This window comes from Mesorhizobium sp. M0768 (assembly GCF_040320195.1).
Lineage (GTDB): Bacteria > Pseudomonadota > Alphaproteobacteria > Rhizobiales > Rhizobiaceae > Mesorhizobium.
On the sequence record NZ_JAMYPD010000053.1, the window covers coordinates 1 to 24,445 of the forward strand.

The 24,445-nt window shown below is 60.5% G+C and carries 17 protein-coding genes and 9 pseudogenes; 12 read left to right on the top strand and 14 right to left on the bottom strand.

All coding sequences use genetic code 11. The annotated features are described in order from the left end of the window. Window positions 1–488 precede the first annotated feature (488 nt). Together asnB and NKI08_RS32455 are read left to right on the top strand one after the other, a co-directional pair. Window positions 489–2,321 (top strand): asparagine synthase (glutamine-hydrolyzing), encoded by a 1,833-nt coding sequence (gene asnB / locus NKI08_RS32450; RefSeq protein ID WP_352775297.1) that lies wholly within the window; start codon window positions 489–491, stop codon window positions 2,319–2,321. Between the two features lie 79 nt (window positions 2,322–2,400). Then, a pseudogene (locus NKI08_RS32455) lies at window positions 2,401–2,629 on the top strand (IS110 family transposase); the annotation flags it as partial. A 629-nt stretch (window positions 2,630–3,258) separates the two neighbouring features. On the opposite strand, the pseudogene NKI08_RS32460 reads toward NKI08_RS32455, so the two are convergent. After that, window positions 3,259–4,039, bottom strand: a pseudogene (locus NKI08_RS32460) (tyrosine-type recombinase/integrase). A 115-nt stretch (window positions 4,040–4,154) separates the two neighbouring features. Between NKI08_RS32460 and NKI08_RS32465 the strand changes: the two are divergent. Beyond that, window positions 4,155–5,180, top strand: a complete 1,026-nt coding sequence (locus NKI08_RS32465; RefSeq protein ID WP_352469319.1) for an IS110 family RNA-guided transposase — start codon at window positions 4,155–4,157, stop codon at window positions 5,178–5,180. 500 nt (window positions 5,181–5,680) lie between these two features. Here NKI08_RS32465 and NKI08_RS32470 read toward each other — a convergent pair. Next, window positions 5,681–5,930 (bottom strand): annotated as a pseudogene (locus NKI08_RS32470) (IS110 family transposase); the annotation flags it as partial. Window positions 5,931–6,117: 187 nt separating this feature from the next. Between NKI08_RS32470 and NKI08_RS32475 the strand changes: the two are divergent. From NKI08_RS32475 to NKI08_RS32490, 3 genes and pseudogenes are all read left to right on the top strand, one after another. Beyond that, window positions 6,118–6,363: pseudogene (locus NKI08_RS32475) on the top strand (transposase); the annotation flags it as partial. A 555-nt stretch (window positions 6,364–6,918) separates the two neighbouring features. Then, the gene (locus NKI08_RS32480) at window positions 6,919–8,235 is read left to right on the top strand and encodes an ATP-grasp domain-containing protein (RefSeq protein WP_352775300.1); all 1,317 of its coding nucleotides are present in this window, start codon (window positions 6,919–6,921) and stop codon (window positions 8,233–8,235) included. 211 nt (window positions 8,236–8,446) lie between these two features. Then, on the top strand, window positions 8,447–9,259 hold the full coding sequence (locus NKI08_RS32490) for an SDR family oxidoreductase (protein ID WP_352775302.1): 813 nt from the start codon (window positions 8,447–8,449) through the stop codon (window positions 9,257–9,259). 361 nt (window positions 9,260–9,620) lie between these two features. On the opposite strand, the pseudogene NKI08_RS32495 reads toward NKI08_RS32490, so the two are convergent. After that, window positions 9,621–10,271, bottom strand: a pseudogene (locus NKI08_RS32495) (aldehyde dehydrogenase family protein); the annotation flags it as partial. A 201-nt stretch (window positions 10,272–10,472) separates the two neighbouring features. Here NKI08_RS32495 and NKI08_RS34810 point away from each other — a divergent pair. Continuing rightward, entirely contained in the window at window positions 10,473–10,706 is a 234-nt protein-coding gene (locus NKI08_RS34810) for a hypothetical protein (RefSeq protein ID WP_502899697.1), read from the top strand. Here the strand turns inward: NKI08_RS34810 and NKI08_RS32505 are convergent. The 5 genes and pseudogenes from NKI08_RS32505 to NKI08_RS32525 all read right to left on the bottom strand — a co-directional run. After that, a pseudogene (locus NKI08_RS32505) lies at window positions 10,666–11,067 on the bottom strand (aldehyde dehydrogenase family protein); the annotation flags it as partial. The gene NKI08_RS34810 and the pseudogene NKI08_RS32505 sit on opposite strands and share 41 nt — an antisense overlap. Before the next feature lie 77 nt (window positions 11,068–11,144). Then, window positions 11,145–12,641: a M81 family metallopeptidase gene (locus NKI08_RS32510; protein WP_352775304.1), complete on the bottom strand. Its 1,497-nt coding sequence runs from the start codon at window positions 12,639–12,641 to the stop codon at window positions 11,145–11,147. Window positions 12,642–13,164: 523 nt separating this feature from the next. Further along, window positions 13,165–13,706, bottom strand: a pseudogene (locus tag NKI08_RS32515) (ATP-binding protein). 341 nt (window positions 13,707–14,047) lie between these two features. Further along, window positions 14,048–14,266, bottom strand: a complete 219-nt coding sequence (locus NKI08_RS34815) for a hypothetical protein (RefSeq protein WP_502899696.1) — start codon at window positions 14,264–14,266, stop codon at window positions 14,048–14,050. After that, window positions 14,224–14,928 (bottom strand): ATP-binding cassette domain-containing protein, encoded by a 705-nt coding sequence (locus NKI08_RS32525; RefSeq protein ID WP_352775306.1) that lies wholly within the window; start codon window positions 14,926–14,928, stop codon window positions 14,224–14,226. The genes NKI08_RS34815 and NKI08_RS32525 overlap by 43 nt, the downstream gene beginning before the upstream one ends. Before the next feature lie 33 nt (window positions 14,929–14,961). Here NKI08_RS32525 and NKI08_RS32530 point away from each other — a divergent pair, with 33 nt between their 5' ends. From NKI08_RS32530 to NKI08_RS32545, 4 genes and pseudogenes are all read left to right on the top strand, one after another. After that, window positions 14,962–15,651, top strand: coding sequence for a GntR family transcriptional regulator (locus tag NKI08_RS32530; protein ID WP_352775309.1), 690 nt, complete (start codon window positions 14,962–14,964; stop codon window positions 15,649–15,651). A gap of 222 nt (window positions 15,652–15,873) precedes the next feature. Beyond that, window positions 15,874–17,095 (top strand): annotated as a pseudogene (locus tag NKI08_RS32535) (aspartate aminotransferase family protein). 2 nt (window positions 17,096–17,097) lie between these two features. Beyond that, complete coding sequence (locus NKI08_RS32540) at window positions 17,098–18,825, top strand: acetolactate synthase catalytic subunit (RefSeq protein ID WP_352775312.1); 1,728 nt, start codon at window positions 17,098–17,100, stop codon at window positions 18,823–18,825. A 17-nt stretch (window positions 18,826–18,842) separates the two neighbouring features. Further along, the gene (locus tag NKI08_RS32545; RefSeq protein WP_352775315.1) at window positions 18,843–19,262 is read left to right on the top strand and encodes an SDR family NAD(P)-dependent oxidoreductase; all 420 of its coding nucleotides are present in this window, start codon (window positions 18,843–18,845) and stop codon (window positions 19,260–19,262) included. 37 nt (window positions 19,263–19,299) lie between these two features. Here the strand turns inward: NKI08_RS32545 and NKI08_RS32550 are convergent, their stop codons facing one another. The 5 genes and pseudogenes from NKI08_RS32550 to NKI08_RS32570 all read right to left on the bottom strand — a co-directional run. After that, window positions 19,300–19,860, bottom strand: a complete 561-nt coding sequence (locus NKI08_RS32550) for a GNAT family N-acetyltransferase (RefSeq protein WP_352775318.1) — start codon at window positions 19,858–19,860, stop codon at window positions 19,300–19,302. Between the two features lie 63 nt (window positions 19,861–19,923). Continuing rightward, complete coding sequence (locus tag NKI08_RS32555; RefSeq protein ID WP_352775321.1) at window positions 19,924–20,223, bottom strand: hypothetical protein; 300 nt, start codon at window positions 20,221–20,223, stop codon at window positions 19,924–19,926. 98 nt (window positions 20,224–20,321) lie between these two features. After that, the gene (locus tag NKI08_RS32560; RefSeq protein ID WP_352775324.1) at window positions 20,322–20,963 is read right to left on the bottom strand and encodes a hypothetical protein; all 642 of its coding nucleotides are present in this window, start codon (window positions 20,961–20,963) and stop codon (window positions 20,322–20,324) included. A 371-nt stretch (window positions 20,964–21,334) separates the two neighbouring features. Next, window positions 21,335–22,591 carry an aminotransferase class I/II-fold pyridoxal phosphate-dependent enzyme gene (locus NKI08_RS32565; protein WP_352775327.1) on the bottom strand — a complete coding sequence of 419 codons (1,257 nt, stop codon included), beginning with the start codon at window positions 22,589–22,591 and terminating at the stop codon, window positions 21,335–21,337. Between the two features lie 317 nt (window positions 22,592–22,908). Beyond that, a pseudogene (locus NKI08_RS32570) lies at window positions 22,909–23,031 on the bottom strand (IS110 family transposase); the annotation flags it as partial. Between the two features lie 354 nt (window positions 23,032–23,385). Here NKI08_RS32570 and NKI08_RS32575 point away from each other — a divergent pair. Continuing rightward, window positions 23,386–24,225, top strand: a complete 840-nt coding sequence (locus tag NKI08_RS32575; protein WP_352775330.1) for a LuxR family transcriptional regulator — start codon at window positions 23,386–23,388, stop codon at window positions 24,223–24,225. A 103-nt stretch (window positions 24,226–24,328) separates the two neighbouring features. On the opposite strand, the gene NKI08_RS32580 is transcribed toward NKI08_RS32575, so the two are convergent. Further along, window positions 24,329–24,445: transposase domain-containing protein (locus NKI08_RS32580; protein WP_352775333.1), on the bottom strand; the 117-nt coding region annotated here is incomplete at its 5' end.

Below are 24,445 nucleotides of genomic sequence, written 5' to 3' on the forward strand. Positions count from 1 at the left end.
TTGTCTGGCTCATCTCAATCACTGCGACCAACGTGCTGTCCTGATCAAGGGCAGTAAGGGATTTGCTTGCATCAAAGGATGGTGACATGGGGCGCTCCTTAGGTAGCTGCTCAACAGCGTCGAGGGTGCCACACGCTCGCCGCCGCCCATAGCATCTACAGCGCTATCGACGGCGCGCTCGCGAGCGGCTTCGCTACCGCCGAGCTACACCACCTGTAGGGACGCGACCACAGATTTCAGGTGGCGACAGATCTCAGGTGGCGACAGATCCCCTATTCAACCGTTGCAACAAAACCTCCACTTGACAACTACCAGAACAGGTCGGTGCGCTTTTTGTAGGGTTTGCTAGGGTATTTGGGAATGAACCGTCGCGACGCATCGAGTTTACTCAACTTGAATCGATGAGACGGGCGTGAAGATTCGTCGCTTGTTCGCAACTGCGGTGCCTCCGGTCCCGAAGTTGCACGACAAAGGCAAGGAGCCAAAATATGTGCGGCATCTGTGGATGGATTGATTTCGATCGTGACCTAGGAAGTCCCGACGCGCGCAGGGAGATCGCCGACATGACGGCCACTATGGCCAATCGTGGTCCGGATGACGAGGGGACTTGGATCGACGGACCTGCGGCGCTGGGACACCGCCGGCTAGCGATCATCGATATCCAGGGCGGCCGCCAGCCGATGACGCACCAGGAAGAGGGCCGGCCGGCGTTGGTGCTCGTCTACACGGGCGAGACTTACAACTACCGCGAGCTGCGTCAACGGCTTGCCGGCCTGGGCCATCGGTTCTACACGAGCAGTGACACCGAGGTGGTGCTGCGCGCCCACCGCGAGTGGGGCCACCGCGACCCCCGCATCGCCGTGAGCGAACTCAACGGGATGTTTGCCTACGCACTCTGGGACACCGCCAAGCGCGAACTGCTTCTCATACGCGACCGGCTCGGCATCAAGCCGCTTTACTACTACCCGATCGAGCACGGACTGTTATTCGGCTCGGAGCCAAAGGCGATCCTCGCCAATAGTCTCGCGGAACCGGCCATGGACGCCGACGGGCTTCGTCGCACCTTGTCCTTCATACCCGATCCGGGCAGCACCGTGTTCCGCGGGATGCGTGAGGTACGGCCCGGCCACATCGTCCGCGTGACCCGCGACGGCATCAAGGAGATGAGCTACTGGCAGCTCACCGACAGCGGGCACACCGACGACGTGCCTACCACCGTTCGGCGCGTCCGCGAGTTGCTCGAGGACACGATCCAGCGGCAGCTTGTCGCCGACGTGCCGCTGTGCACACTCTTATCGGGCGGGCTTGATTCCTCGGCCATGACCGCACTGGCCGCGCGCTTCAGCGACGAGCGGATCCGGTCCTTCGCGGTCGACTTCGTCGGGTACACTGAGAACTTTATCCCCGGCCCGCGGCACCCCACACCCGATGGACCGTACGTGCAGGAGGTCGCGAAAAAGGTTGGTACCGACCACACGGACATCACGTTGTCCGCGCACGAACTCATGGACCCGAACGTGCGGGCCGCCACTCTCCACGCACGGGACCTGCCGTTGACCATGGGCGACTTTGATAACTCTCTCTACCTGCTGTTCCGGGCCATCCGGCAACACTCGACGGTGGCCCTGTCTGGGGAGTCGGCCGACGAGCTTTTCGGCGGCTACTCGTATTTCCACGACCTCGCGCACGTTCAGCGCGACACGTTTCCCTGGATCGAAGATACCGACGATTTCGCGCGGTGTTTCCTACACCCCGGCCTGGTCGAGAAACTTGACGTCCCCGGCTACCTCGACGAGCAGTACCGCAGGGCACTTGCGGAAGTACCCGCCCTGACCGGGCCGGCCTCGGCCGATCCGCACGAGCGTCGGATGCGCGAGGTCTGCTATCTCTCTCTCACGCGTTACCTGCCGACGCTGCTCGACCGCAAGGACCGGATGAGCATGGCTTTGGGCCTCGAGGTGCGGGTCCCTTTCTGCGACCACCGCCTTGTTGAGTACGTGTTTGGCACCCCATGGGCCCACAAGACTTTCGACAGGCGCGAGAAGAGCCTGCTGCGGGCCGCCACCGCGGACCTGCTCCCGCAATCGGTGGTGCAGCGAGTAAAGTGCGCGTACCCAGATATCCAGGATCCCACCTATGACAAAATGCTGCGCACGCGTTTCGCTGCGCTGCTGAATGACCGCAATGCGGCATTGGCGCCGCTGTTGTCCCTTGAGCGGTCCCGCGCGGTGCTCGATGCCACCGACAACCGCAGCAGGATAGAGCGTATCCTGACGCTGCAGGATTTCCTGACCGATTACAAGGTGAGCCTCGCGGTCTGAGACGGCGGAACACGCATAAGGATCACAAAGGAGTCCAGAGCGCCCGCATGGTCCTGTCGGACCCTGTGGCGAGACTATACAGCGGGTCGTGTTTGAGACGAGGCCGCTGTGAATGTGGTTCTATCCTGCGCTGACGGCAGAGGGCCCCTGCTGGTAATGTGCATCGACGCGCGGCATGCCAAGGCTGCGCTCGATATGGCCGCGGACCAGACCGATGCGAAGGATGCGACGGCGTGGCACATCTGGCGGAGGTCATCCTCTACCGAGAGGTTCGGGCCAAAGGTTTCGACAGTATGCTGATCCGCAGCTGATCACCGTCGGTTCGGAGGCTTGGCCAACATCTGCTTGCCGGCGATCTGGATCGACCGGAGCTGAAGCCATGTGTCAGCCTCGAGATTATGTGCATGCGGAGGCATTCAGGGTAGCCCAGGGGCAGCATCGTCCGATCCGCCAGAGGCGAGGTGGCGGCTCGGCCGGGGTCTTGGAGCAGGGCAAAGGCATGGGATGGATCGCCAGGGAACCTATGAGATCCCGCTTACGTCCACAAGCGAAGTACGCCGGAACAGGAACCGCCGGTTGACCATCGGTCCAGGCTCGATGAGCGTCCTCCACGCTCATCGGGAGCGCCTCGGCGAGCACGAACATGGGAGGCGCATGTGGGGCCTGTGACCGAAACTATAAGCGAGCAGGTATGCGTGAGCGGGAGGTCGTAGCGCCTTCATACTAGCGGTGAAGACGGGGTTCACCGGGACCCGACGGAGCGAAGGGAGGCGTCATGTGTAGAGAACCGTTGACCTGAAACATGGGAGGGGGCTCTGAACCCCACAAACCTGTCTACCAACCGACAACGGATAGCCGAACTGGCGAGGACGAAAACGGGGTGTGGCGCTGTGCTCGCTCCACCATGTCATCGATCTGGACTGGACTGCCGCGCCGCTTATTGCGGCTTGGCAGGCGGCGGCACGGTGGGCGCCGGACGCGGCAAGAGCTCGAAGGGGCTCGACGTGGCGCACACCTTGTTGGTGGCAATCCGCAGGTAATCGGCGGTGGTCGCGAGGCTGCGGTGACCGAGCAGCAGTTCAATGGTGCGCACGTCGGCGCCGGCCTCCAACAGATGCACGCGAAGGCGTGCCTCAAACTGTGTGGCGTGACCGGTTTGGACAATCCGGAGAGGTCGTGCGCTTTCGCGCAGGCTTGTCCCACCGCACTGCTGGTGATCGGCTGGCCGGCGCGATCGCCGGGGAAGAGGCACACCTTTGGCCGCCGCATGTTCCAATAGTCGCGCAGGATCTCCAGCAGCTTCGGCGACAGCATCACGTAGCGGTCCTTCTGGCCTTTGCCTGCTCGACGCCGATGACAATTCTCTGGCGTGGGCTTCAGCTGAACCGCTTCCGAGATGCGCAAGCCGGCGGCATAGCAAGTGGTCAGGATGGCGTGGTGTTTGACGTCGAGGACGCAACCGAGGAACCGCTGAACTTGCTCGGGACTGAGGACGATCGATAGCCTCTGCGGCTTCTTGGAAGCGGGAGGACCTCTTCAGGCGCCCAGTCCCGATCGAGCGTCACATTGTAGAGAAAGCGTAGCGCCGCAATGGCGGCGTGAATCGAGCCGGGCGACAGCTTCTTCTCGTTGACCAGATAGACCTGATAGGTCCGAATATCCTCTCGCAGAGACGACAGCTGGGTGTTGAACGCGAAGGGGCGTCCACATGGGGTAATCGCGGGAGCGACGCGCCCTGGAACCGATCATAGCCTTGGAGGGTGGCTGTTCCCCGATTAGATGAAATAAGGGCTCACGACTGGACGCCGGGCCCAGCATCAACGGAGAACAGCCATGGAAGAACATATCGGTCTCGACGTGTCGATGAAAGAGACGGCAGTGTCGATCCGCCGTGAAGGCGAACGGATCTGGCGCGGGAAGTGCGCATCTGATCCCAGGATCATTGCCGAGCTTGTCCGCAAGCGGGCGCCGGCCGCAAAGCGCGTCGTGTTCGAAACCGGCCCGCTGTCAGTTTGGTTCTATCATGCGCTGCGCGCCGAGGGATTGCCAGCCATCTGCATCGATGCGCGCCATGCCAAAGCCGCTCTCGATATGGCGGCGAACAAGACGGATGCGAATGACGCCGATGGTTTGGCGCGTCTTGCTGAAGCAGGATTCTTTCGCGAGGTGCGCGTGAAAGGCTTCGACAGTATGTTGACCCGCACGCTCGTGGCAGCACGCACTCGGCTGGTCCGGATCACCGTCGAGCTTTCCAACCAGATCCGAGGGATCATGAAAACGTTCGGCTTGCTCGTTCCCGCCGGTAAGGGAACTACATTCGAAAAGAATGTCCGGAGCCTTCTTATCGATCAGAGCGAGCTTGCTCCTGTCGTCCTACCGATGTTGGAAGCCTGGCGCAGCATTCGCATCCGTGCCGCCGAGCTTGGGCGCCAGCTTGTCGCAGATGCACGTCAAAGCCAAGCATGCCGCATACTCATGTCGATCCCCGGCATCGGCGCCATTACCGCAACCTCTTTCGCCACTGCCATTGAAGATCCGGGCAACTTCAAGAAGTCCCGCTCTGTTGCCGCTTGGATCGGCCTGACAACTCGCCGCTACCAATCGGGAGAAGTCGATTATGACGGCCATATATCCCGACGCGGCGATCGACATTTGCGGGGACTTCTCTATGAGGCTGCGGCGGTCATCCTGACACGCAGCTCGATCGACAGCAGCCTGCGCACGTGGGGCCTCAAGCTCCGGGAGAGGGTTGGCTTCAAACGAGCTGCCGTGGCTGTGGCGCGCAAACTGGCGGTGATAATGCATTCGATGCTCAAGACCGGTGAGTTCTTTGATCGAAATGCAGGCGCCACAGCATGAAATCTTGCGAATAGCGTTCAGGATCTGAGCGCCTGAGACGTCCCTGCCGGGACGTGAGCCGAGCCATTCCGCTGATGGGGTTGCACCGCTGTCTCAGCAAAGTGCGTCGTCCACATTGAAGGCTCGTCCGCGGAGCTCCATCATGCGGCGACTGATGTCGACCGCGAAGACAACCATGCACCCGGCAGCGTCGTCTCGACGCAATTACATGCTTGACGTCCAAGCGGCGATTAGACAACATGCTTGACGTCCAAGCGGCGATTAGACAACCCCATCAGTCCCTGCGCTGGCGAAGTTGGGTCATGACAAACTCCTCCTTTGTCCGATGGAATGGGCTGCGAGCAGCCACTCCATGCTGAGAAAGCGAGAGCTTCTTGTGGACTCCTGACCAGCGCGACGAACGAAGCCATAAAGATCGCGCCGTCGGCCTACACCTTCCTTGCCGCTCCGCGATCGCGGAGCAGGTTAGTCCAAGTGAAGATATGCTCACCTGACCATGTCTTTACGTACTGTTTGACATATTGCGGAGGGATCAGCGTCGTGCCCGAACGACTGCAGGAGACGCGCTCATTGGTGCGATCCGCCGCACGCTTCGATCGCTACCACCGTCGGCGACAGCTTCTCAAACAATGTTACCACCTCCTTGCGCCGCAACTTCTTGCGCAGCACTGGCTCCTCAGCCGCGTTTACGCCATGGAGTTGGAAGACGTGCTTTGACGTTTCGATGCCAATTCGAATAATTTGTTCCACGGACGGTCTCCTTTGCTAGAGTTCTGCAACGACCTCATTTTGGCGCATCGATGCCGTGCGGGCCCGTCCACCTCAACATCATGCGGCGGCCTAACGTCGACAGCGAAGAGAAGCGAGTGACCCGCGGGGCGACATGGTCCGGAAAAATATCAGGAGGAGCTTGACCTCAACGACCCCAATCAGAGAAGCCTGTCAGGTCCGTCTCGTTCTGCACACCGCCGCATACTGGTTAATGCTCACCCTGCGCGAGGCGGTGCCCACGACCCGTCATGTGCGCAACGCCAAGTTCGCCACAGTGCGGCTCAGGCTTCTCAAGCTCAGCCCCCGCGTTGCCGAAACGATCTCGCGCGTCCGCCTGGCCTTCGCCGCTGTCTGTCCTAAGGCAAGTCTGTTCCGAGCGATCGCTATCACGCCGCAGCCCGCGGCGCCATGAGCGCCGGCGCATCTAGCCCCAAATGAACCCGCATCAGCCGACCTCCAGCGTGTTCCAAAGTCCAGTCTCAGCTGCGGTAAAAAAGACGGCTAACACCTTCATGACCGAACCCTCAGCGACAAGGGAACCAGCTGCTCGTGAATAGGACTGCTAGCCTGGGAGCAGTAGAAATCATGTTGTTTGAACGCACTCAGCAAGAGGCATCAACATGCCGAGCAACACGTGACCAGGCTGGGGGCTCGCAGTCTGTTCAGCAGGCGAGCTGTACAGAACTCCGGTCTGGCCCGGTACCAGCGCACGCAGATGCTGGATGACTGACTTGTTATACTGGGGTCTCTGGAAGATCACAATTCTCCGAGGCTCGTCGAGACGCTTCTTGTCACACCGCCGGCAATTAACGGGCAACAGATCCTACCAAAACATTTCACAGAAGCTTTGCAACCGCAAATCGCCGACAATGGTACGTTCATCCCAAGGTCTGAGGAGAGGCAAGGATAAAACGCGATATCTATTTTACGCTCTGACCGCACAGCACGCAACGGAGGGTCAACGCCAATGAAAAGAAGAGCGCTCATCATGGTTGAAGGCCATGCGCGTACTGGTCTGCTATTCATCCAAGCGGCCCAACGTCTTGGTCTTCACCCAATTACCCTGTCGACTGATCCAGCTCGTTACGACTATCTGGCGGCGGAACGCATCGAGACAATCCGTGTCGATACAGACAATCTCGATGCACTAATCCACGAATGTTCCCGCCTGGGTGCGACCTATGACATTGCTGGTATTACGGCCGCCGAGGAGGAGGTCTATGCGACAGTCGGCAAGCTCTGCCGATATTTCAATCTACCGGGACCGAACCCAGCATCGATTGAACGATGCTGCGACAAGTACGTTCAGCGTCAGCTCCTTGCGGAGGCTGGCGTTCCAGTACCTGCTTATCGCTTGGCAGCGACTGCGACGGACGTAGAAAGCTCTGCCGCTGAGATCGGCTTGCCGGTGATTCTTAAGCCAGCCGTAGGCACCGGCAGCAGCGGTGTCCGATTGTGCCGTAATGTCGACGATGTAGCCGAACATACGACTTTTCTGTTGGGCGGGGAGCATATATGGCGGTCTTCGCCGAAGATACTGGTTGAAGAATTCGCACAAGGCCCATTCTATGGCGCTGATATAATGGGAACTGAGGTCATTGCGATTGCCGCCGCTGACTTCGGCCCCCTACCGCATTTCGTCTTTCGTGAGTGCATCCATCCGGCCCCGCTGACTGAGGACGAGCATAAGCGCATCGCCGATATTTCGCTGAGTTGTTTGCGAGCTCTCGACCTTGGATGGGGGCCAACGATTATTCAATTCCGGTGGACGAAGCTTGGCCCAGTTGTCATTGAAGTCAATCCGCGTCTTCCGGGTGGGACCGATCCTCAACTGGTTCAGCTGGCTTACGGTGTCGATCTCATAACCGAACACATCAAGGTTGTCAGCGGCGGCGAATGGGATTTGCGCAAAAGGCGTTCGCACGCCGCGGCCGTGCGGTACCTAATTCCTGATCGCGATGGCACCCTCGATTGGATCGACGGCGACAGTCGGGCGGCTGCTATATCAGGCGTTTCCGAGGTGAAGTTTTATGTTGATCCCAAGACGCCAATCGTGAGGAAGGGCGATCACCGAGACCGCATTGGACATGTTATTGCCGCTTCACCCAACAGTGCCCAGACTGAGGCGATACTTCAGCGTGCCGTCGACTTAATCGGTTGGTCGATCTCACCATTTCCGACCCTTGGCAAACAAGGACAATCAGCAGCCCCTCACCTCCCCGCACCAGCGGAGATGGCGCGAACGACGCCGGCAGGAAAGCCGGCCGATCGCGGAGGCACTTGAGGAATGGATGCGGGCCAATCGTCCCGAAGCTCTCCGGTTGCTGAGCCAATCGACTACATGCTGAAGCGCTGGGGCGGCTTCACAATCTTCCGCGCGATAGCCTGGTCTGTCTGGTCGGGGCAGCGATCCGCCCGAGCTCGGCACGAGCGGCGCGGGTACTCGGGCTCGCCACTTGGCAGATCTTCGGCGCGGCGCGAACTGTGCCTTTAGAATGGAGGTCAAAGTGACGACAGGATCCTCGAAAATTGCGCTCGTGACCGGCGGCAGCACGGGCATCGGCGCCGCCACCTGCCGGCTTCTCTGCGAACAGGGGTGGGCTCTCGGCGTCAACTATCGACACAATCGGACACCGGCAGACCGTGTCGTAGCGGATATCGAGCGGGCCGGCGGCAGGGCCGTTCCTGTACAGGGCGATGTCGCGAACGAGGCCGAGGTTGCGGGAATGTTCGGTACCCTGGACCGTGAGTTCGGGACGCTGACCGCTCTTGTGAATTGTGCCGGCATTGTCGGCAGGCGGGGGCGTTTCATCGATTTAGACCCTGCCGGCATTCGTCAAGTGATTGAAGTCAATCTCCTCGGGACGCTGTACTGCTCGCTTGAGGCAATCCGACGCATGTCGACGCGGCGCGGCGGCCAGGGCGGTGGGATCGTCAACATCTCGTCCGGGCTGTCGAAGACCGGCGGTGCCCTGTCACCCGACCCGGTCTTCCAGCCTGATCCGGAGGGTAAAGCCTCGGGAGGACGGGTGCCTTATTCAACTTCGAAGGGCGCCATCAACTCCTTCACCGTGGCACTCGCCCAGGAGGTCGCGCGCGAAGGCATAAGAGTCAATACGGTAAGCCCAGGGCCAACACGAACTGAGCTTCCCGATCCCATTCAGATCGCCGAGGCCGAGGTCACAATCCCGATCGGCCGGGCCGCCGACGCGCGGGAGATAGCCGAGGCGATCGCTTGGCTTCTGTCCGATAACGCGAGCTATGTTGCCGGCGCCTATCTGCGCGTTGGAGGAGGACGAATTGGATAGGACAGTGCGCCGCAGAGCAGGCTGTTGAAGAACGCGCTCGCCGCGTCGCGCCGATGCGACACGGCATCGCTGCCTCGACGGGGGTGGCAGCACCATATAGAATCCGAGCGTTTCGTTTTCCTGGACGAGACCGGTGGCCACGACCGTCATGGCGCGCAGATATGGCTGGGCTGTTCGTGGCCAGGCCTGGTCGATGCAGCCCCATGGCCGGAAAAAACTTCTGCAAAACGTGGCACACTCGGCGCCCAGACAGCCGAGCCTTTTTCGCTGCGCCAGCGTCAGGGCTGAGTCCGCCCACAAGGACGTATTTGATCTCGAGGAATTCGTCGATGGCGTGGAGGGACCCCTCGCGGCCGAGGCCGGATTCTTTGACGCCCCCAAAGGGGGCGACCTCGGTGCCGAGAATGGCGGAGTTGATGCCAACCATGCCGCATTCCAGCTCCTCGGCGACATGAAAGGCGCGGCCGAGATCCTTGGTGTAGAAATAGGCTGCCAGCCCGAAGGGCGTGTCGTTGGCGAGCGCGACGACCTCCTCCTCGGAACGGAAGGAGTAGATTGGGGCGACGGGGCCGAAGGTCTCCTCGTGCATAACCAGCATCATCGTGGTGACGCCCGACAGAACAGTCGGCTCATAGAAGCTTCGGGCGAGAGCATGGCGCTTGCCGCCGATGATTATCCTGGCGCCGTTGGCGACGGCGTCGGCAACGTGACGCTCGACCTTTTCGACCGCACGCTGATTGATGAGCGGCCCCTGCACGAAGCCGACCTCGACGCCGTTGCCGACCTTGAGTTCGGCAACCCTGCCGGCGAACCTCTCGACGAAGGCATCATGGATTCCTTCCTGCACGAAAAGCCGATTGGTGCAGACACATGTCTGGCCCATGTTGCGGAACTTGGCCGTGATCGCGCCGGCCACCGCCGCCTCGAGATCGGCATCGTCGAAGACGATGAAAGGGGCATTGCCGCCGAGTTCGAGCCCAACCTTCTTCACCGTTGAGGCCGCCTGTTGCATCAGGAGCTTGCCGACCGGCGTCGAGCCGGTGAAGCTGATGAACCGCACCGCCAGATGTGAGTTATCACCATGCCAATCGCGACCGCATCGCCTGTCACGACGTTGAGCGCGCCTCTGGGAAAGCCTGCCCGCTCGGCGAGCGCAGCGCCAGTGCGGTCAGCGGCGCGCGCCGCGATCACGCCCTGGAACTTCCCGGCTGCGATGATCACGCTCAAATGCTCGCCGGGCCTGGCGGCGGGCTGCACTTTTGTGATCAAGCCCGCGCCCGCCGACCGGCTGCTTCTGCACGATGATGCGCGAGCCCGGGAACGGCGACGGAATAGTCTCGCCTTAGATGCGCTTTGGCCTCCTCGGCGTAGAACTCGACGAAGGAGGCGGCATAGGCGACCTCTCCGCGCGCCTCGTCCAGCGGCTTGCCCTGCTCGGCGGTCATGATCTGCGCTAGGTCTTCCTGGTTCGCCATGATCAGCTCAAACCATGTGCGCAGGATCTGCGAACGCTCCTTGGCGCTTTTCCGCGCCCATGGCTTGAAAGCCCGGCTCGCGGCCTTGACCGCAGCATCGTCTCGGCCTCGCCGAAGCGCGGCACCTTGGCCAGAACCTCCCCCGTCGCCGGGTTGTCGACCGCGTCGATACCGTCCCCGATCCAGGCGCCGTCCACCTAGCACTGGGCCTTCAGGAGCGGGGAATCGGAGAGATTTATGGTCTTCTCGATGAAGCTCATGGGAATTTTTCCAATCGTCGGGGCTAGTAGAACGGAGGACGTCATGGGACGGATCATTGTCCTGGCTGCACATCACCCGATCGCGAGCTCCTTCCCAAGGACATTCCGGGAAGAGTGAAAAGGTGGTGCCTCGAAGAGATTAACGTTCTGCTAGGTCCAAACTCGCCCAAACAGGCGTGCCGCGAAGTTCGGCTCAGGAACCTCGTCCTCCGGGAAGATCGGCCTGCGCTTCTTGAACGGCAGCAGGCCGGGCTGGAAATTCGAAATGCCGGGCGTGTCGACGACGATGCAGGGGCCGACCGAGGCGAAAGAAATCTTGAAATGATGGCCGGATTTGGTGACTACAATGTCATAGGCGGCCGGATCGACGCCTTGACTGCGGAAGGCGGCCGGATCTTGCGTGAAGCCCGGCAGGCTCGTCACGAGGACCGTCACATTGTCCCGGTGCAGCACGGCTGTCGCGCCGAGCGCGCCGGGCTCGTTCGCGAGAAAAGGGCCGTCGTGAACAAAATGTCCGTCGCCCAGATGCTCGATTCGCCATTCGCCGTCTACGGGAGAGATACCTTTCGACAGCCTGCCACCGATCGGTCCTCGATAGACAGAACCGACACCGAGCCTGCCCGCCGCAGCGACCACTTCTGGATCTGTTAGCGGGATGAGAGCCCGGATAGTGTGCCAGCGCGAGAGCAGTTCACTGATGATGACGGTTCCATCTCCCGCGGCACCTGCGAGCACGCGATCGCCCTGATCGCCCACGATGACCGGGCCCTGGAGACGTTCCGCTGCCACGTCCGCCAGCATGTCCTCGAGAGGCACGAAATCTGGCTTGAAGGCGAACCGTTTCAGCCAAAGCTCGTGTGCCAACTGGGCCGCGATCTCCGCGGCCACATCCGCTGCTCCATCAGTCGTCACCGTGATGCACTGGCCGCCGTCGGCAACGTCGACGAGCGTCGTCGTATTGTAAATCGAGATGTCCAGGACGGCCGGCTCCTGCGCCGAAATCTGGCGTCGCAACTGGTGTACCTCACAGAGCGGCCCGTGGGCGGTTTCCATCTGGACGCCTACGATCATAGGTAGGCGCACGGCGGCCGTAACCGGTACAATCCTGCCTTCGAGCATCGCGAGCATGAGTTCCACGGCCCGTTCACCCGCGAGAGGGTAGTCTGTGTGCGGGTTCTCCTTGCAGGCAACGATGATGTCGGCGTTCGCAAGCATTGCGTCGGTGACGTGGGCGTGCAGGTCGAGGCTGACGGCGATGACAACCCGCGGCCTGAGGGCTTTCCGGATCGCCGCAATGAGATCGCCCTCAGGATCGTCCAGTATTTCGGTCACCATGGCCCCGTGAAGGTCGAGATAGACACCGTCGGGCTCCGTCTCTCGAACTGCTGCGACAATGTCGTCACGCAGGCGCTCATAGACGGCATCGACGATCGGCCCGCCCGGCGGAGCCACTGCCGAGAGGCCGGGAAGGATGAGCGCTCCAGCGCGCTCGAGACGTCTGCAGGCACCGCCAAGTGAGGCGTTTGAGACCTGTGCCTTGGCCGTGAGCGCAGCTCCGCGAACAACGCAGAAGCTGGAAAGGGTCGTTTGGACCGCGCTGAAGCTATTGCCCTCGTGGAAAAGGCTCGACACGAACACCCGGACCATTCCGCTCCCCATGATGCACCAAATTGGCTTCATCATGGAACAATGGAATCTATATGTCCAGATATGTTACATCAAATTGCAAAGCTGCCATGCGTAACAATGGAGAGGGAGTCATGAGCAACAGGCCACGATAGCGCCGATCGCCGATGGTCATCGAGCACGCGTAGTCGGTGCGATTTTGCCATTTGTTCTGCTTGCTCCGGCCATGGCAAAGGGCAAAAGCAAGCTCGTCATGGCGGGACCGGTGGCCAGTACGAGCAGATCCTGCGCACACCCGCCGTGTCTGCGGCCGACCATTCGTGGAACGGCCTTTAACCGCAACTTCTGCCTCTGCGAAACGGAACTGGAGTGCGTAACGTTTCGACACAGACGGGGAAGGGCGAGGCCGACATCGTTTACTACAACGGCCATTTGGGCGGCGTTCTCGATACCGATCGGCTCCTTATGAAGGTTCATCCCGTCCGCCGAGAATCATTGAGGCTTCGACAACCTGCGGATTTTGCAAAGCCGAACAAGAGGTCCGTTAATTCCCGGACAGCAGTTTCGCTAATGCCGGGACAGTTTGGCGATGTCGGTCCTCGGGTGCCTTGTTGCGTTCATGGATGATTGTTTTCGCGGTTTTGGGTGGCGGTGAGGGCGCGGCTTTTTGCTTTCGCATGCTGTCGCCCTGGACCACGATGCGCTGGGCGTTGTGAACGATCCTGTCGAGAACGGCGTCGGCGACGGTGGGTCTGCAATCAGGTCATGCCATCTGGCCACCGGGGCTTGGGCGGTGATGATTGTGGATTTGCGCCGATAGCATTCCTCGAAGATTTCGAACAGGTGGAAGCGCTGCTGGTCGGTGAGACTGTGAGTTCCAAAGTCGTCGAGGATGAGCAGTTTACCGCCTCGGTGACCGCCATTCTCATTTCCGGCCTCGATCGGGCCAGTTCCGCAGAACCGGCAAAGCCGACACCGCCGCACGCCAGCATCCGCGGCAGGAGGACGAGCAGCGTCGGCGGCAAGGAAGACGAGGACGAGCCCGACCACGAGCTCGAAGAGGACGATACCGAGCGAGATGCGCACGGGAGGTGCGAACGGCCCGGCAGCCCCGGCCACAGAGCTTGCGTCAGTCGACACCATAGAACCGTTGTTGAGAGAGAGCCTTTCGGAAGACGAGGACAATGAGGAGTGTGGTCGGCAGCAATGCTAGAGCGGGCGTGACGTAGAAGCCGATCGCCAGGATGAAGGTCATGAGCGAGCCCACGAACACGCCGGGAAGGCTGAGCGGCAGGACGGTCCTAAGAAAGTGGTAGCCCCGCCCGCCCCGAGATTGCGCGCCGCCCGGGTGAGTCCTTAGGTAATCGTGCGCAACGCCAGGTAAATGGGCAGGTTCATGAAGGGCAGGAGCACGTGCGTCATGGATATCATGACAGCGCCATCGGTGTAGATAAGGCACAACGCGGCCGCGACGAGCCGGCCTCCATGAGCGTGTTGTTGACGATGCCGTCCCGCTTTTGGGCCAGGCCGCCGCTGCTCATCACAGCCACGCGGTCGGACATGGTGAGCGCCTCCTCCTGGTCATGCGTCACGTAGATGACGGTCACCTTGAGGCGCTGCTGCAGGGTCTTGATCTCGATTTGCATCTCGCCCGCAGCTTCTTGTCGAGCGCGCCGAGCGGCTCGGACATAAGCAGTACCGGCCGCTCGCAAACAAGTGCTCGGGCTACTGCGATGTCTTGCTGCTGGCCGCCCGACAGTTCGCAGGCGGGCGCCGTAGCCTTCGAGGCGCACGAGGGCGAGAGCTGCCTCCACCCGCCGCTCGATCTCGCTGCGCTCCACCTTTCGCATCTTGAGCGGAAAGGATGTTTTGGGCGACCGTCATGTGCAGGAATAGCGCGTATATCTGGAAGAGTATGCCGATATCGCGCTTGTTGGGCGGGCACGTGCGTGATGTCCCTCGCGCCCACCCGGACGAGTCCTGCGCTTGTAAGTTCGAAACCCGCGATCACCATTGCCGGAGCCGGAACGCCCCAGGAGCGATACGAACTCGCCCTCGCGCGCGGCGAGCGACACCCGTCCACCGCGAGCACCTGCCCGTACGCCTTCGACACGCCTTCGATCGATCCGGGACTGCCGGTCATGTTTCTTGCCTTGCGTCCACCCTCGCCCCTCGGTTTGCTGGGCCGGCGGTATGCCGGTCCACTGATCCGGCGTCGAGTATTCCACTCGCGATTCACCAGTTTTTGATATTTGATGTAACACTGAACTGACCCAGAGCCCTTGTCAAGCAGGTTTGCGAGGTTCATGGTCCAACCCCTCGATCAGCACTTTGGTCCTTCATGCATCAGAACATTGTCCAAGCACCACTCGCGCCCCTCGACCGCCAGAGTAGCCTCGGCGAGCTCGCCTATGAGAGTCTGAAGGACACTATTATCGGCGGGCAGTGCGAACCGGGCACCAAGCTCACGGTGCGCTCAGTCGCGCAAGCGCTCCACGTCTCGACGACGCCGGCGCGCGATGCCATCAACCGGCTGATTGGCGAAGGTGCGCTCGTCAATATCGGGCCGAAAACGGTCGTGGTGCCCGTGCTAACAATGGCCGCGCTTGACGAGGTCACAAAGATCCGCCTCGCCCTCGAAGGCCTCGCCGCTCAAGAGGCGACGCCACACGTGAGCGAGGCCGACATCGCTTTTCTCGAGGACACGCAGGAGAAGCTCAACACGGCTCTCGACGAGAGGCGCTACATGGAGGTGCTGCGGCTCAACAAGCATTTCCACTTTCGCATCTACGAGCGCTCGCAGATGCCGCGCCTCGTCGCCATGATCGAATCGCAGTGGCTCAGGATCGGCCCGTCTTTCAACGGTCTCTATCCCGAATTCGCCATCAAGCGACAAGGCGTGGCGAATCATCAGTGGGCCCTGCGCGGCCTCAAGGATCGTGATCCCGCGACGGTTCGCGCGGCCATCGAAAATGACCTACGCGACGGATACCGTCGGCTGAGCAATCTCGTGCACTCTCGCGGCGACTGAGCCGGCAATACTCCTCACTCAACATTTTTGTTGCATCAAATACATTCTCTTCTATTGTCCCGGCCTCCATAGCAAGAGGAGAGCCGTGTGGTCGAGCAAGCAGCATTCTCCCCCCATCCGCCCGTCGGGCCGCGTTCGGCCGAGGCCTTCGGCCGGGCGCGTAGGGTTTTCCCGGACGGCACGGCGCGGGTCACGATCGAGCGCGATCCCATTCCCCGCTACATGCATCACGGAGAGGGTGCATTTCTCGTCGACATCGACGGGTGCCGCTTTCTCGACCTTAACAGCAACTTCACGACCCTCATCCACGGCCACGCCTTCCCGCCCGTGATCGAGGCTGTGACGCAACAGCTCAGGAGCGGAAGCTGCTTCGCAAACCCGACCGAGATCGAAATTGCACTCGCCGAGCTTCTCTGCGCCCGCATTCCACACCTTGACCGCATCCGCTTCGTCAATAGCTGAGGCGGTCATGTTCGCGATCAAGGCGGCGCGGGCGTTCACCGGGCGTCCCGCGATTGCCAAGATCGAGGGGGCCTATCACGGCGCCTATGACTGGGTAGAAGTCAGCCAGGCCGCCACGCCTCAGACGTGGGGCGATCCCGAACATCCCGCGGCCACTCTTTATTACCGCGGCATGCCGGAAACCGTGCTCGATGACGTCGTGATCTTGCGCTTCAATGACGCTGAGGGTGCGCGCCGGCTGATCGCGGAACATGCGGGGCGCCTCGCAGCCGTCCTCGTCGATCCCATGCCGAGCCGCGGTGGACTCCTTTCGCCCTCGCCGGATTTCGTATCCACCATCCAAGAGACGGCCCGTCGTCACGGTATCCTTGTTATTAGCGACGAGGTCCTCAATCTCCGACAGGGCTACGAAGGTGCCTCGGCGCGCTACGGGCTCGCACCCGATCTCTTCGCACTCGGCAAAATCATCGGCGGCGGGCTCCCTATCGGCGCGATCGGTGGCCGCAGCGAGGTGATGGCAGTCTTCGATGCCGGATCAAGCCGTCCTGTTCTGCCGCAGGGCGGTACCTTCTCGGCCAATCCGCTCTCGATGGCGGCCGGGCTCGCCGCGATGGAAGCCCTCGACCGCGCCGCTTTCGACCACCTCGAGCGGCTGGGCGATAGGCTGCGGGACGGTCTAAAACGCATCATCGCGCGGCACGGCGCCCCCCTTAACGTCACAGGTGCCGCCTCCCTCTTCCGTATCCACCCGCGGCGCAGGCCGCCCCACGAGTTCCGCGAAGCCTTCCTCGGCCCGCGAGAGGACGCCGTGATGAAGGAGCTCAGCCGCTTCTTCTCTGCGAACGGCATTGCCCTGCCCAACGCGGCCGCAGCCTGTCTCTCAACCCCCATGGGCGACGACGACATCGCGCTCGTCGCAAACGTGTTCGACCGGTTCCTCGACGAGCGCGCGGCGCTCCTCGATACGCTAAAGGGTGAGTGATCATGGGAGAGACTGTCGCAGAGGCGATTGCGCGTGCGTTGAAGCGCCACGGGATCGAGGTGATCTTTGGACAAAGCCTACCGTCCGCCGTCATCCTCGCCTGCGAGGCGATCGGCATCCGCCAGCTCGCCTACCGGCAGGAGAACATGGGCGGCGCCATGGCGGACGGGTTTGCCCGCGTCTCCGGCAGGATTGCGGTGGTCGCCGCCCAAAACGGACCTGCTGCCACGCTCCTTGTACCGCCGCTCGCCGAGGCCCTCAAGGCGAGCGTGCCCATCGTTGCTCTCGTGCAGGAGGTCGAGCGGCCGCAGGTCGACCGCAACGCCTTCCAGGAACTCGACCATTTCGCCCTCTTCTCGTCTTGCGCCAAATGGGTGCGCCGCATCATTACCGCCGACCGGGCAGATGATTATGTTGACCAGGCCTTCATCGCGGCCGGCAGTGGCCGGCCGGGGCCTGCGGTGCTCCTGCTTCCGGCCGACCTCCTGCGTGAGCCGGCCGTCACGCCAAGACATATCCGACGCGCGAGCTTCGGCCATTGGCCGATCGACCGCGCACGGCCGGAGGACGACGTTCTGTGCGAGGCGGCCGCGCTCATCGCGGGGGGCCGTGCGCCCGTCGTGATCGCCGGCGGCGGCGCAACCTCGCCCATGGCCTCGGTGGCGCTAGCTCGCCTGCAGAAGACGGCACATCTGCCCGTCTTCACGACCAACATGGGCAAGGGTGCAGTCGATGAGTTCCATCCCCTCTCGTGCGGTGTGCTCGGTTCGCTCACCGGTCCGCGCTCGCTCGGCCGGCGAACGAAGGCGATCCTCGACGAGGCCGATGTCGCCCTCCTCGTCGGCACGCGAACCAACCAAAACGGAACGGACAGTTGGCGCCAGATTACGGCGTGCGCACGCGTCATCCATATCGACGTCGACCCGACCGAGATCGGCCGCAACTACGAGGCGCTGCGCCTCGTGGGCGATGCGGCGGCGACGCTCGACACGCTGTGCGAGGCCATCGAGCGCCTCGACCTGTCGCACCGCCGCACCGCGCGAGCGCACGCCGAAATGCGCATCGCGGCCGCCTGGGCCGCTTTTGAGGAGGACCGTGCGCCGCTCGCGGGCAGCAACAGGAGTCCCATCCGACCCGAGCGCGTGATGCGGGAGCTGCAGGCGCGCCTCGCTCCCGAGACGATCGTCGTGGCGGACGCGAGCTATTCGTCCATGTGGATCGTCGGTCAGTTGCGCTCGCAGCGCGCCGGCCAGCGCTTTCTCACGCCGCGTGGCCTCGCCGGCCTCGGCTGGGGCCTACCCCTTGCGATCGGGGCGAAGATCGCGCGGCCGGAGGCGCCGGTTGTGGCGGTCACAGGCGATGGCGGCTTTGCTCACAGCTGGGCGGAACTAGAGACGATGGTGCGCAGCCACGTGCCCGTCGTCGTGATCGTCCTAAACAACGGCGTGCTCGGCTTCCAGAAGGATGCCGAGACCGTGAAGTTCGGGGCCTATACGAGCGCCTGCCATTTCGCTCCCGTTGACCACGCGGCGATCGCGCGGGCGTGCGGCTGCGGTGCGACCGTAGTCAAGGCGCCGGGCGACATCGGGCCTGCTCTCGACGAGGCGCTCGCCTCAGGGCTACCTTGGCTTGTCGAGGTCATGGCCGATCCCGACGCCCACCCAGCGCTCTCTCTCTTCGACGGCACGCTTGACCGCGACGCTGCTCGCGACATGCCGTCCGCAGTGTGACGGAAGACCGCGAACCTGTGGGCATTGCGGTCGTGACCGGCGGAGCGACCGGGATCGGCTTTGCGACCGTCGCGCAGCTTATCGAGGCGGGCTGGCGCGTCGCCTTCTTCAGCCAGACGAGAGAGCGGGTGGAGGCTGCCGCGGTCAATCTCCGCGCCCGTTTCCCAGTTTGCAATACCCACGCCGACACGGTCGATCCACGGGACCAAGATGGCCTCGGCCGCTTCTTCCCCAATGTCCACGAGCGCTGGGGAGCAGTGTCCGCGCTCGTCTGCAATGCGGGCTACTCGCCGAAAGGTCCCAACGGTCAGCCGCTTGCGGTCAGCAACATTCCGCTTGCGCAATGGGATCACGTTATCCGGGTGAACCTCACGGGCGCCTTCGCGGTCCGGGGTATCTATCCCCTTCGTCAAGACGTTCATGAGTTCTCTCCATGAATGAGGCCGCTCAAAGCAGCCGACGAGTGACCGACGTTCAGTCCGTATGTGCTCTGGTTCCGCCGCTCTGGCGCGCGATGCCGTACTGAGTTGCGCACACCTCATAGAAGCCCTTCACGTGGTCGCCGTATTCTCTGTCTTCCACGTGCGTGAATCCGATCTTTCCCAGCGCGCGAATAGAGCGTTTGTTTTCTGGCCGAATTACCGCGACGACCCGCTCCAGATTGAGCTCTTTGAACGAAAAGCGCAGGATCGCTCGGCCGACTTCTGGGCCGATCCCACGGCCGGCAACATGCCCGAACAGGCAAAGGCCGTACTCGACGTGCGTCGTATCCTCGAAATACCGTAGCCCTGCGCGGCCCGCGAACTCGCCCAGTTCCTTCGAATCCTTCAGAAAAACGCCGAAAAAGCCAAAGCCGTTCTGCCGCCATTCCCGCACATACTGCTTCATCTTTTCTTGTGTGTTCTCGCACGATGGAGGCTCGCCGGAGAACAGCGATTGCACGACGAGATCATCGGTGTGAAGCCGATGAACGTCTTCCAAGTCAGAAATGGCTAAGGGGCGAATGAAAAGACGCGATGTCTCAAGAACAAGCACGATCGTTGTCCCAAAGAGAGTCAGAGTTAGTTGATCATCAATCCTGCGATCTATGACAACGTTTCAACGTTTTGGCATCATCGGTATGACCTGATTGAAGCATATTGTTTCACGCATAAAATACTGTAGTAAGCTCGATATTTGGCCTTGGGGCAAGTAATGATGCATGGTGACGTAGGCTGGCCCCCTCAAGCTTATTAGCCGGTAGCAGACGACGTAGACCACTGCTGTGGACATGACACCAAGGAACAGGAGAGCGCTAAGAGCCTGAACAGTCGGAATGATCGTCCAAGGCTTCTCGAAGGCGAGGCTCACCGGCAGCGGCATGGGAATGGCGCACTTCATGACCGCCGTTCCGTTCACGAGGCATTTCCTTCCTGCAGCCGGGCCATCGCATGGCTGGACAGAGCATAACCCCGCAGACGCTCCCAGAGAGGTTAGGAGCGATGCCACGTTCCCGCTCAGCTGAAACGTGGCGACTGCGGAATGGCCAAGAAGGTGGCCAGGCCGAAGAAGCCTACCAACAGACCGAAGATAGTCGCCTTTGATGACCACTCGAAGGGGGAAAATGAGCAAAGAGCACCGCGAAGGGAGGGGTTGTGGCGACCAGAACCGTCATTTCGCTTACCGGCACGATCATGGATCCCCAGGCGATCAGAAAGAGAGAGAACCTGGCCAAATAGTGCGATCTGGGTATAGCGGGTCCAAAAGCGGAGATTCAACCGGAAACTCGGAATTTCATGTGAAATCGCCAATATTCCGTGGCGGGCTGCAAACTCCCACAAGAAACTTAGGTACGAGGAATTGACAGGTACGAGCCCCGCGCGGGGCGCAAAGGGGTCGATGACGACGCACGCCAGCGTCTGCTTTTGCCGCGCCAGCACCCGCTCCATCGCAAAGATGTCGTTGAACGGAATGACAACCATCTCGGTCAGGACTGACCCCGGGGTTCCAGTATTGGAGCCCTTCGTCTCCGTTTGCCGGTCGGCGGGAACGAAATCGAAGCTAGCCTCCACATAGTCACAATTGCTGTGATGGGCCGCCTCGTACTTCGTCCTCTTCTGGCGTCCGGTGATAGCGCACGCGGCCGTGATGGCCATCATCACTACCTCCTACCTGTATTGGTGAAGCGTACCTGCTCGAAGAGAGGCACCCTTTCGCGATCTCGCTCTCGGTGGGATTGGCGAAACTGAGCCCCCAGCCGATTTGCTCCATGGGCGCGGCATTCACATCGGGGTGGCCATACGCTCGGATCAGTCTGGAAATCCAGATAGGAGTTCTCGTCGACGTCTGTTACATACGCTCTCTTCCCGGAAGTCAGAAAGAAGTGCGCCTCATGGACACTGCTGCGCGGATTGCCCCCGGGCGTGACCTTTTTTGCGCGCTCGTGCGCAAGGCGGGATTTTCGGAGTTTCGGATCATGATCAGCCATAATCAACTTAGCATCTCCGTCAGCATCGGCGTCATTCTGGGCTTAGGCTGTGGTAAACACGGGTTTGTAGCTCTGAATCTTGCTGCAGAGCCGCTCCAGATCCGACAGGTTGTGACTTGCGGTCAGGCAGATGCGTATGCCCGCGTGGCCGCGAGCGATCGTCGGAAAGAACGTGACGGATGTATAAAAGCCGTCATCTAGCAGGCGCTCTGCGAAATCGATGGCTGCGAATTCGTCGCCCACCTTGATCATACGAATTGGCAGAGAGGCGCCTCGCTGATCTGTCTCGATGAGCTCGTCGAAAAAGGCGATGCGCTCGACCAATTCACCTTGGCGAACCTTGAGCTCGCTCGTCCGGTGAATTTCCGCCGAGGCTATAGCGGCACCAACAGCTGCGACGTTGGGCGACGCCGAGAAGGCATGCGGAATGGAGTAGCAACGAAACAGCTCTTCCTGATACGCCGTTCCAAGCATGAGCATGCCACCCGACGCGCCGAAGCCCTTGGCGAGGGACGCCGCGACGATCGTGCGCTCACCGAGCTCGCGGGGCAATTGTGAGCGCGCAAAGCCTTCACCATTTTCGCCAAATAGGGAAATTCCGTGCGCGTCGTCGATGTAAAGAAAAAGACCATACTTCTCCTGCAACTGGAGAAGCCCTTCGATCGGCGCGAAGCCGCCCATCGAATAGACGCCATCGCACACATAGGCAACGATTGGATGCTTGCGGCAAATCTGCTCCAAAGCATCGAGGTCATTGTGAGGAATTGTCTTAACTTGGGTCTCCTCGGCCACGACTGGCTTATGAAAGGCGAGGGAGGCATGGGCCCGATGGTCGAACACCATGACAGGTCTTTGACCTTCCGTTAGATATCCGGAGGCGATGAGTGGCAATGCGCCCATATTGGCAATCATAACTGTTGAATAGGCAATAACGCGCGCCCCAAACAGTTGAGAAAGTATGTCCTCAAGATTACCAATGAGCCCGAAATTCAGCCGCGTGCGTGCACATGACCAGTGGACTGATCCGTATTCCTCTATTGCGGCAACCGCGCCTGCAACGATAGCCGGATGATTGTCCAGGCCGAGGTAGCAACAACGTACATAGTCGGCAACGGTATCGCCTCGTCGCTCGCCTCTCGTAAGCCTGACCGTCCTCCCCTCCATCGACCGTCCGTAAACGGCCATGAGACCGCGTTGGTGAGCCCGTTCGAAATGCATTCGCGTCCGATCTATGACCGAAGCGGTGTTGCGGAAACGACTGGCGCTCACAGCTCTTGCTGCGGATTCTACTGCAGACATCAGGACGTCCTTTCTCAAGTAAGATTTGACGAGACTTGGCTTCCAGGTCTCGCTGCATTATGCAAAGTGGGTGATACCCACCGGGTTTTTCCAGTAATACCACCATGCATAGTAACTATATGTGAATTATTATTACGAATTCTCGATTGTGAATTTAATAATCATGCCAGAATGGTCATAATTCCTCACAAAAAGAGAGGCGGGCTGGCGCCCCGTGTGGCCGAGATGAAAGCTATTTGCGGAAAATACGAAATGGATCAGAGTACGGCGGAGTTCAAAGCGGTGACCAGCGCTGCAGGTTTCATGATGCAACCCCGAAATTTAACAACGTCATCGCGCCGAAGCTTTCGACGAACGACGACTGCTGCGGCAGCATCGACGCCATGAACCCGAAAAACCTTCTTGGCGATATCCGAACCGATTGTGGCAATCTCTTCCATGGACGGCTCTCCCTCTTGTGACTTTTGACACACACCATGGCAGGTCCATGCCGGGAGCGGAGGACGTCCACCTCTACGGCGGCACGCCGGCCAACTGACGCAGTCTGGAGACTGCGTGCAGACATTGACATGATATGCAAGATCAATTTGTAAAAATTTTTATTTATGATGTTATACCTTCAGAGAAGCTTTCATAGCCTACATTTAACTCAATGATAATCTTACCCGCCGCGGGGAAGTGTTACAGCTTTGGGGGTGCCGGCCGAGTACGGCGCGCAGAGCTGCAGCCCTACAGCCGGCAGCTTTGTCCACCAGTGACAACATCCGGCGAAAGATGCCTGCGGAGCCGAGACTATGGAACATCCGCCGATGACTGCGGTCCCTCAGCCTGGAGGGCTGGCAACCAGAGTGTCCGACCGGTTTTATTTGGTCCCGTCGATGCATTTCCCCGCGGCAGTCGGGGGGGCGTTTGCGGTCGAATTCGCCCGATTTCTAGACCAGACCGATGGCGTTGATCAATCCGAGCGGTTGTTCGACCTGTTGTCTGCTTTTGCTCTGAATTTTGATTGCCAGTGGGTCTCCTATGGCTCAATTTCATTCAACCAAAAAGGCTTAAAGGCGGTCCGACGCGATCCGGCCGTCTTGCTGAAATTTCCTGAGGAATGGCAGGAGCGCTATTTCGAAATGGGCTATGACAGGATAGACCCTATCATCAAGACGTGTCGAACGCGAGCAGACGCCTTTCGATGGAGCGAGGTGTACAACGACGTAAGCACGACGGAAGACGAACGGCGCGTTTTCGACGAGGCTGCGACGTTCGGCTTAAGGTCAGGCATTAGCGTCCCATTGCACGGCCCCGACCGCAGCCTTGCGATCATGAGCTTCGCTCAAGCCCGGAACGGCGAACTCCAAAATGGAACAGTCCCGTACTTGCTATTTGCGGCGCTACATTTCCATCTGAAAGTCACTCGGTTAGCTAATTCGAGCTGCATCGAGAGCGATCCTGCCCTTTCTCCAAGAGAAATAGAGTGCCTCTCATGGATAGCCCGCGGTAAGTCCTCATGGGAAATAGGGCAGATTTTAGAAATATCTGTTGATACTGTCAATTTCCATGTAAAGAACGTATTGCGAAAAATGGATACTTCGAGCAGGACAGCAGCAGCTGTAAACGCCATAAGATTAGGAATTATATAGTTTTAAGAATCGACATAGTATAAATTGTTTGTAAGCGCTATTTTCGCTGCACCTTGACGCGGGCGCTTTCGACGGATGGCCTTCGGGAACGGTATCTGGTCTGTCAGGCTGCTGTTGCTTTGGCGAAGTTGAAGGGCAGCAGATCCTCGATGGCTGCGTTCTCGGGGCGCTGAGGTAGTTCAGTGAGGACGTGGCGCAGCCACGCTAACGGCTCGACGCC

Excerpts from the sequence above, each read along its gene's own strand:
- asnB (WP_352775297.1), top strand. The coding sequence starts at position 489 with ATGTGCGGCATCTGTGGATGGATTGATTTCGATCGTGACCTAGGAAGT.
- NKI08_RS32465 (WP_352469319.1), top strand. The coding sequence starts at position 4,155 with ATGGAAGAACATATCGGTCTCGACGTGTCGATGAAAGAGACGGCAGTG.
- NKI08_RS32480 (WP_352775300.1), top strand. The coding sequence starts at position 6,919 with ATGAAAAGAAGAGCGCTCATCATGGTTGAAGGCCATGCGCGTACTGGT.
- NKI08_RS32490 (WP_352775302.1), top strand. The coding sequence starts at position 8,447 with ATGGAGGTCAAAGTGACGACAGGATCCTCGAAAATTGCGCTCGTGACC.
- NKI08_RS34810 (WP_502899697.1), top strand. The coding sequence starts at position 10,473 with ATGATCACGCTCAAATGCTCGCCGGGCCTGGCGGCGGGCTGCACTTTT.
- NKI08_RS32510 (WP_352775304.1), bottom strand. The coding sequence starts at position 12,641 with ATGGTCCGGGTGTTCGTGTCGAGCCTTTTCCACGAGGGCAATAGCTTC.
- NKI08_RS34815 (WP_502899696.1), bottom strand. The coding sequence starts at position 14,266 with ATGCAAATCGAGATCAAGACCCTGCAGCAGCGCCTCAAGGTGACCGTC.
- NKI08_RS32525 (WP_352775306.1), bottom strand. The coding sequence starts at position 14,928 with ATGAACCTCGCAAACCTGCTTGACAAGGGCTCTGGGTCAGTTCAGTGT.
- NKI08_RS32530 (WP_352775309.1), top strand. The coding sequence starts at position 14,962 with ATGCATCAGAACATTGTCCAAGCACCACTCGCGCCCCTCGACCGCCAG.
- NKI08_RS32540 (WP_352775312.1), top strand. The coding sequence starts at position 17,098 with ATGGGAGAGACTGTCGCAGAGGCGATTGCGCGTGCGTTGAAGCGCCAC.
- NKI08_RS32560 (WP_352775324.1), bottom strand. The coding sequence starts at position 20,963 with ATGATGGCCATCACGGCCGCGTGCGCTATCACCGGACGCCAGAAGAGG.
- NKI08_RS32565 (WP_352775327.1), bottom strand. The coding sequence starts at position 22,591 with ATGTCTGCAGTAGAATCCGCAGCAAGAGCTGTGAGCGCCAGTCGTTTC.
- NKI08_RS32575 (WP_352775330.1), top strand. The coding sequence starts at position 23,386 with ATGGAACATCCGCCGATGACTGCGGTCCCTCAGCCTGGAGGGCTGGCA.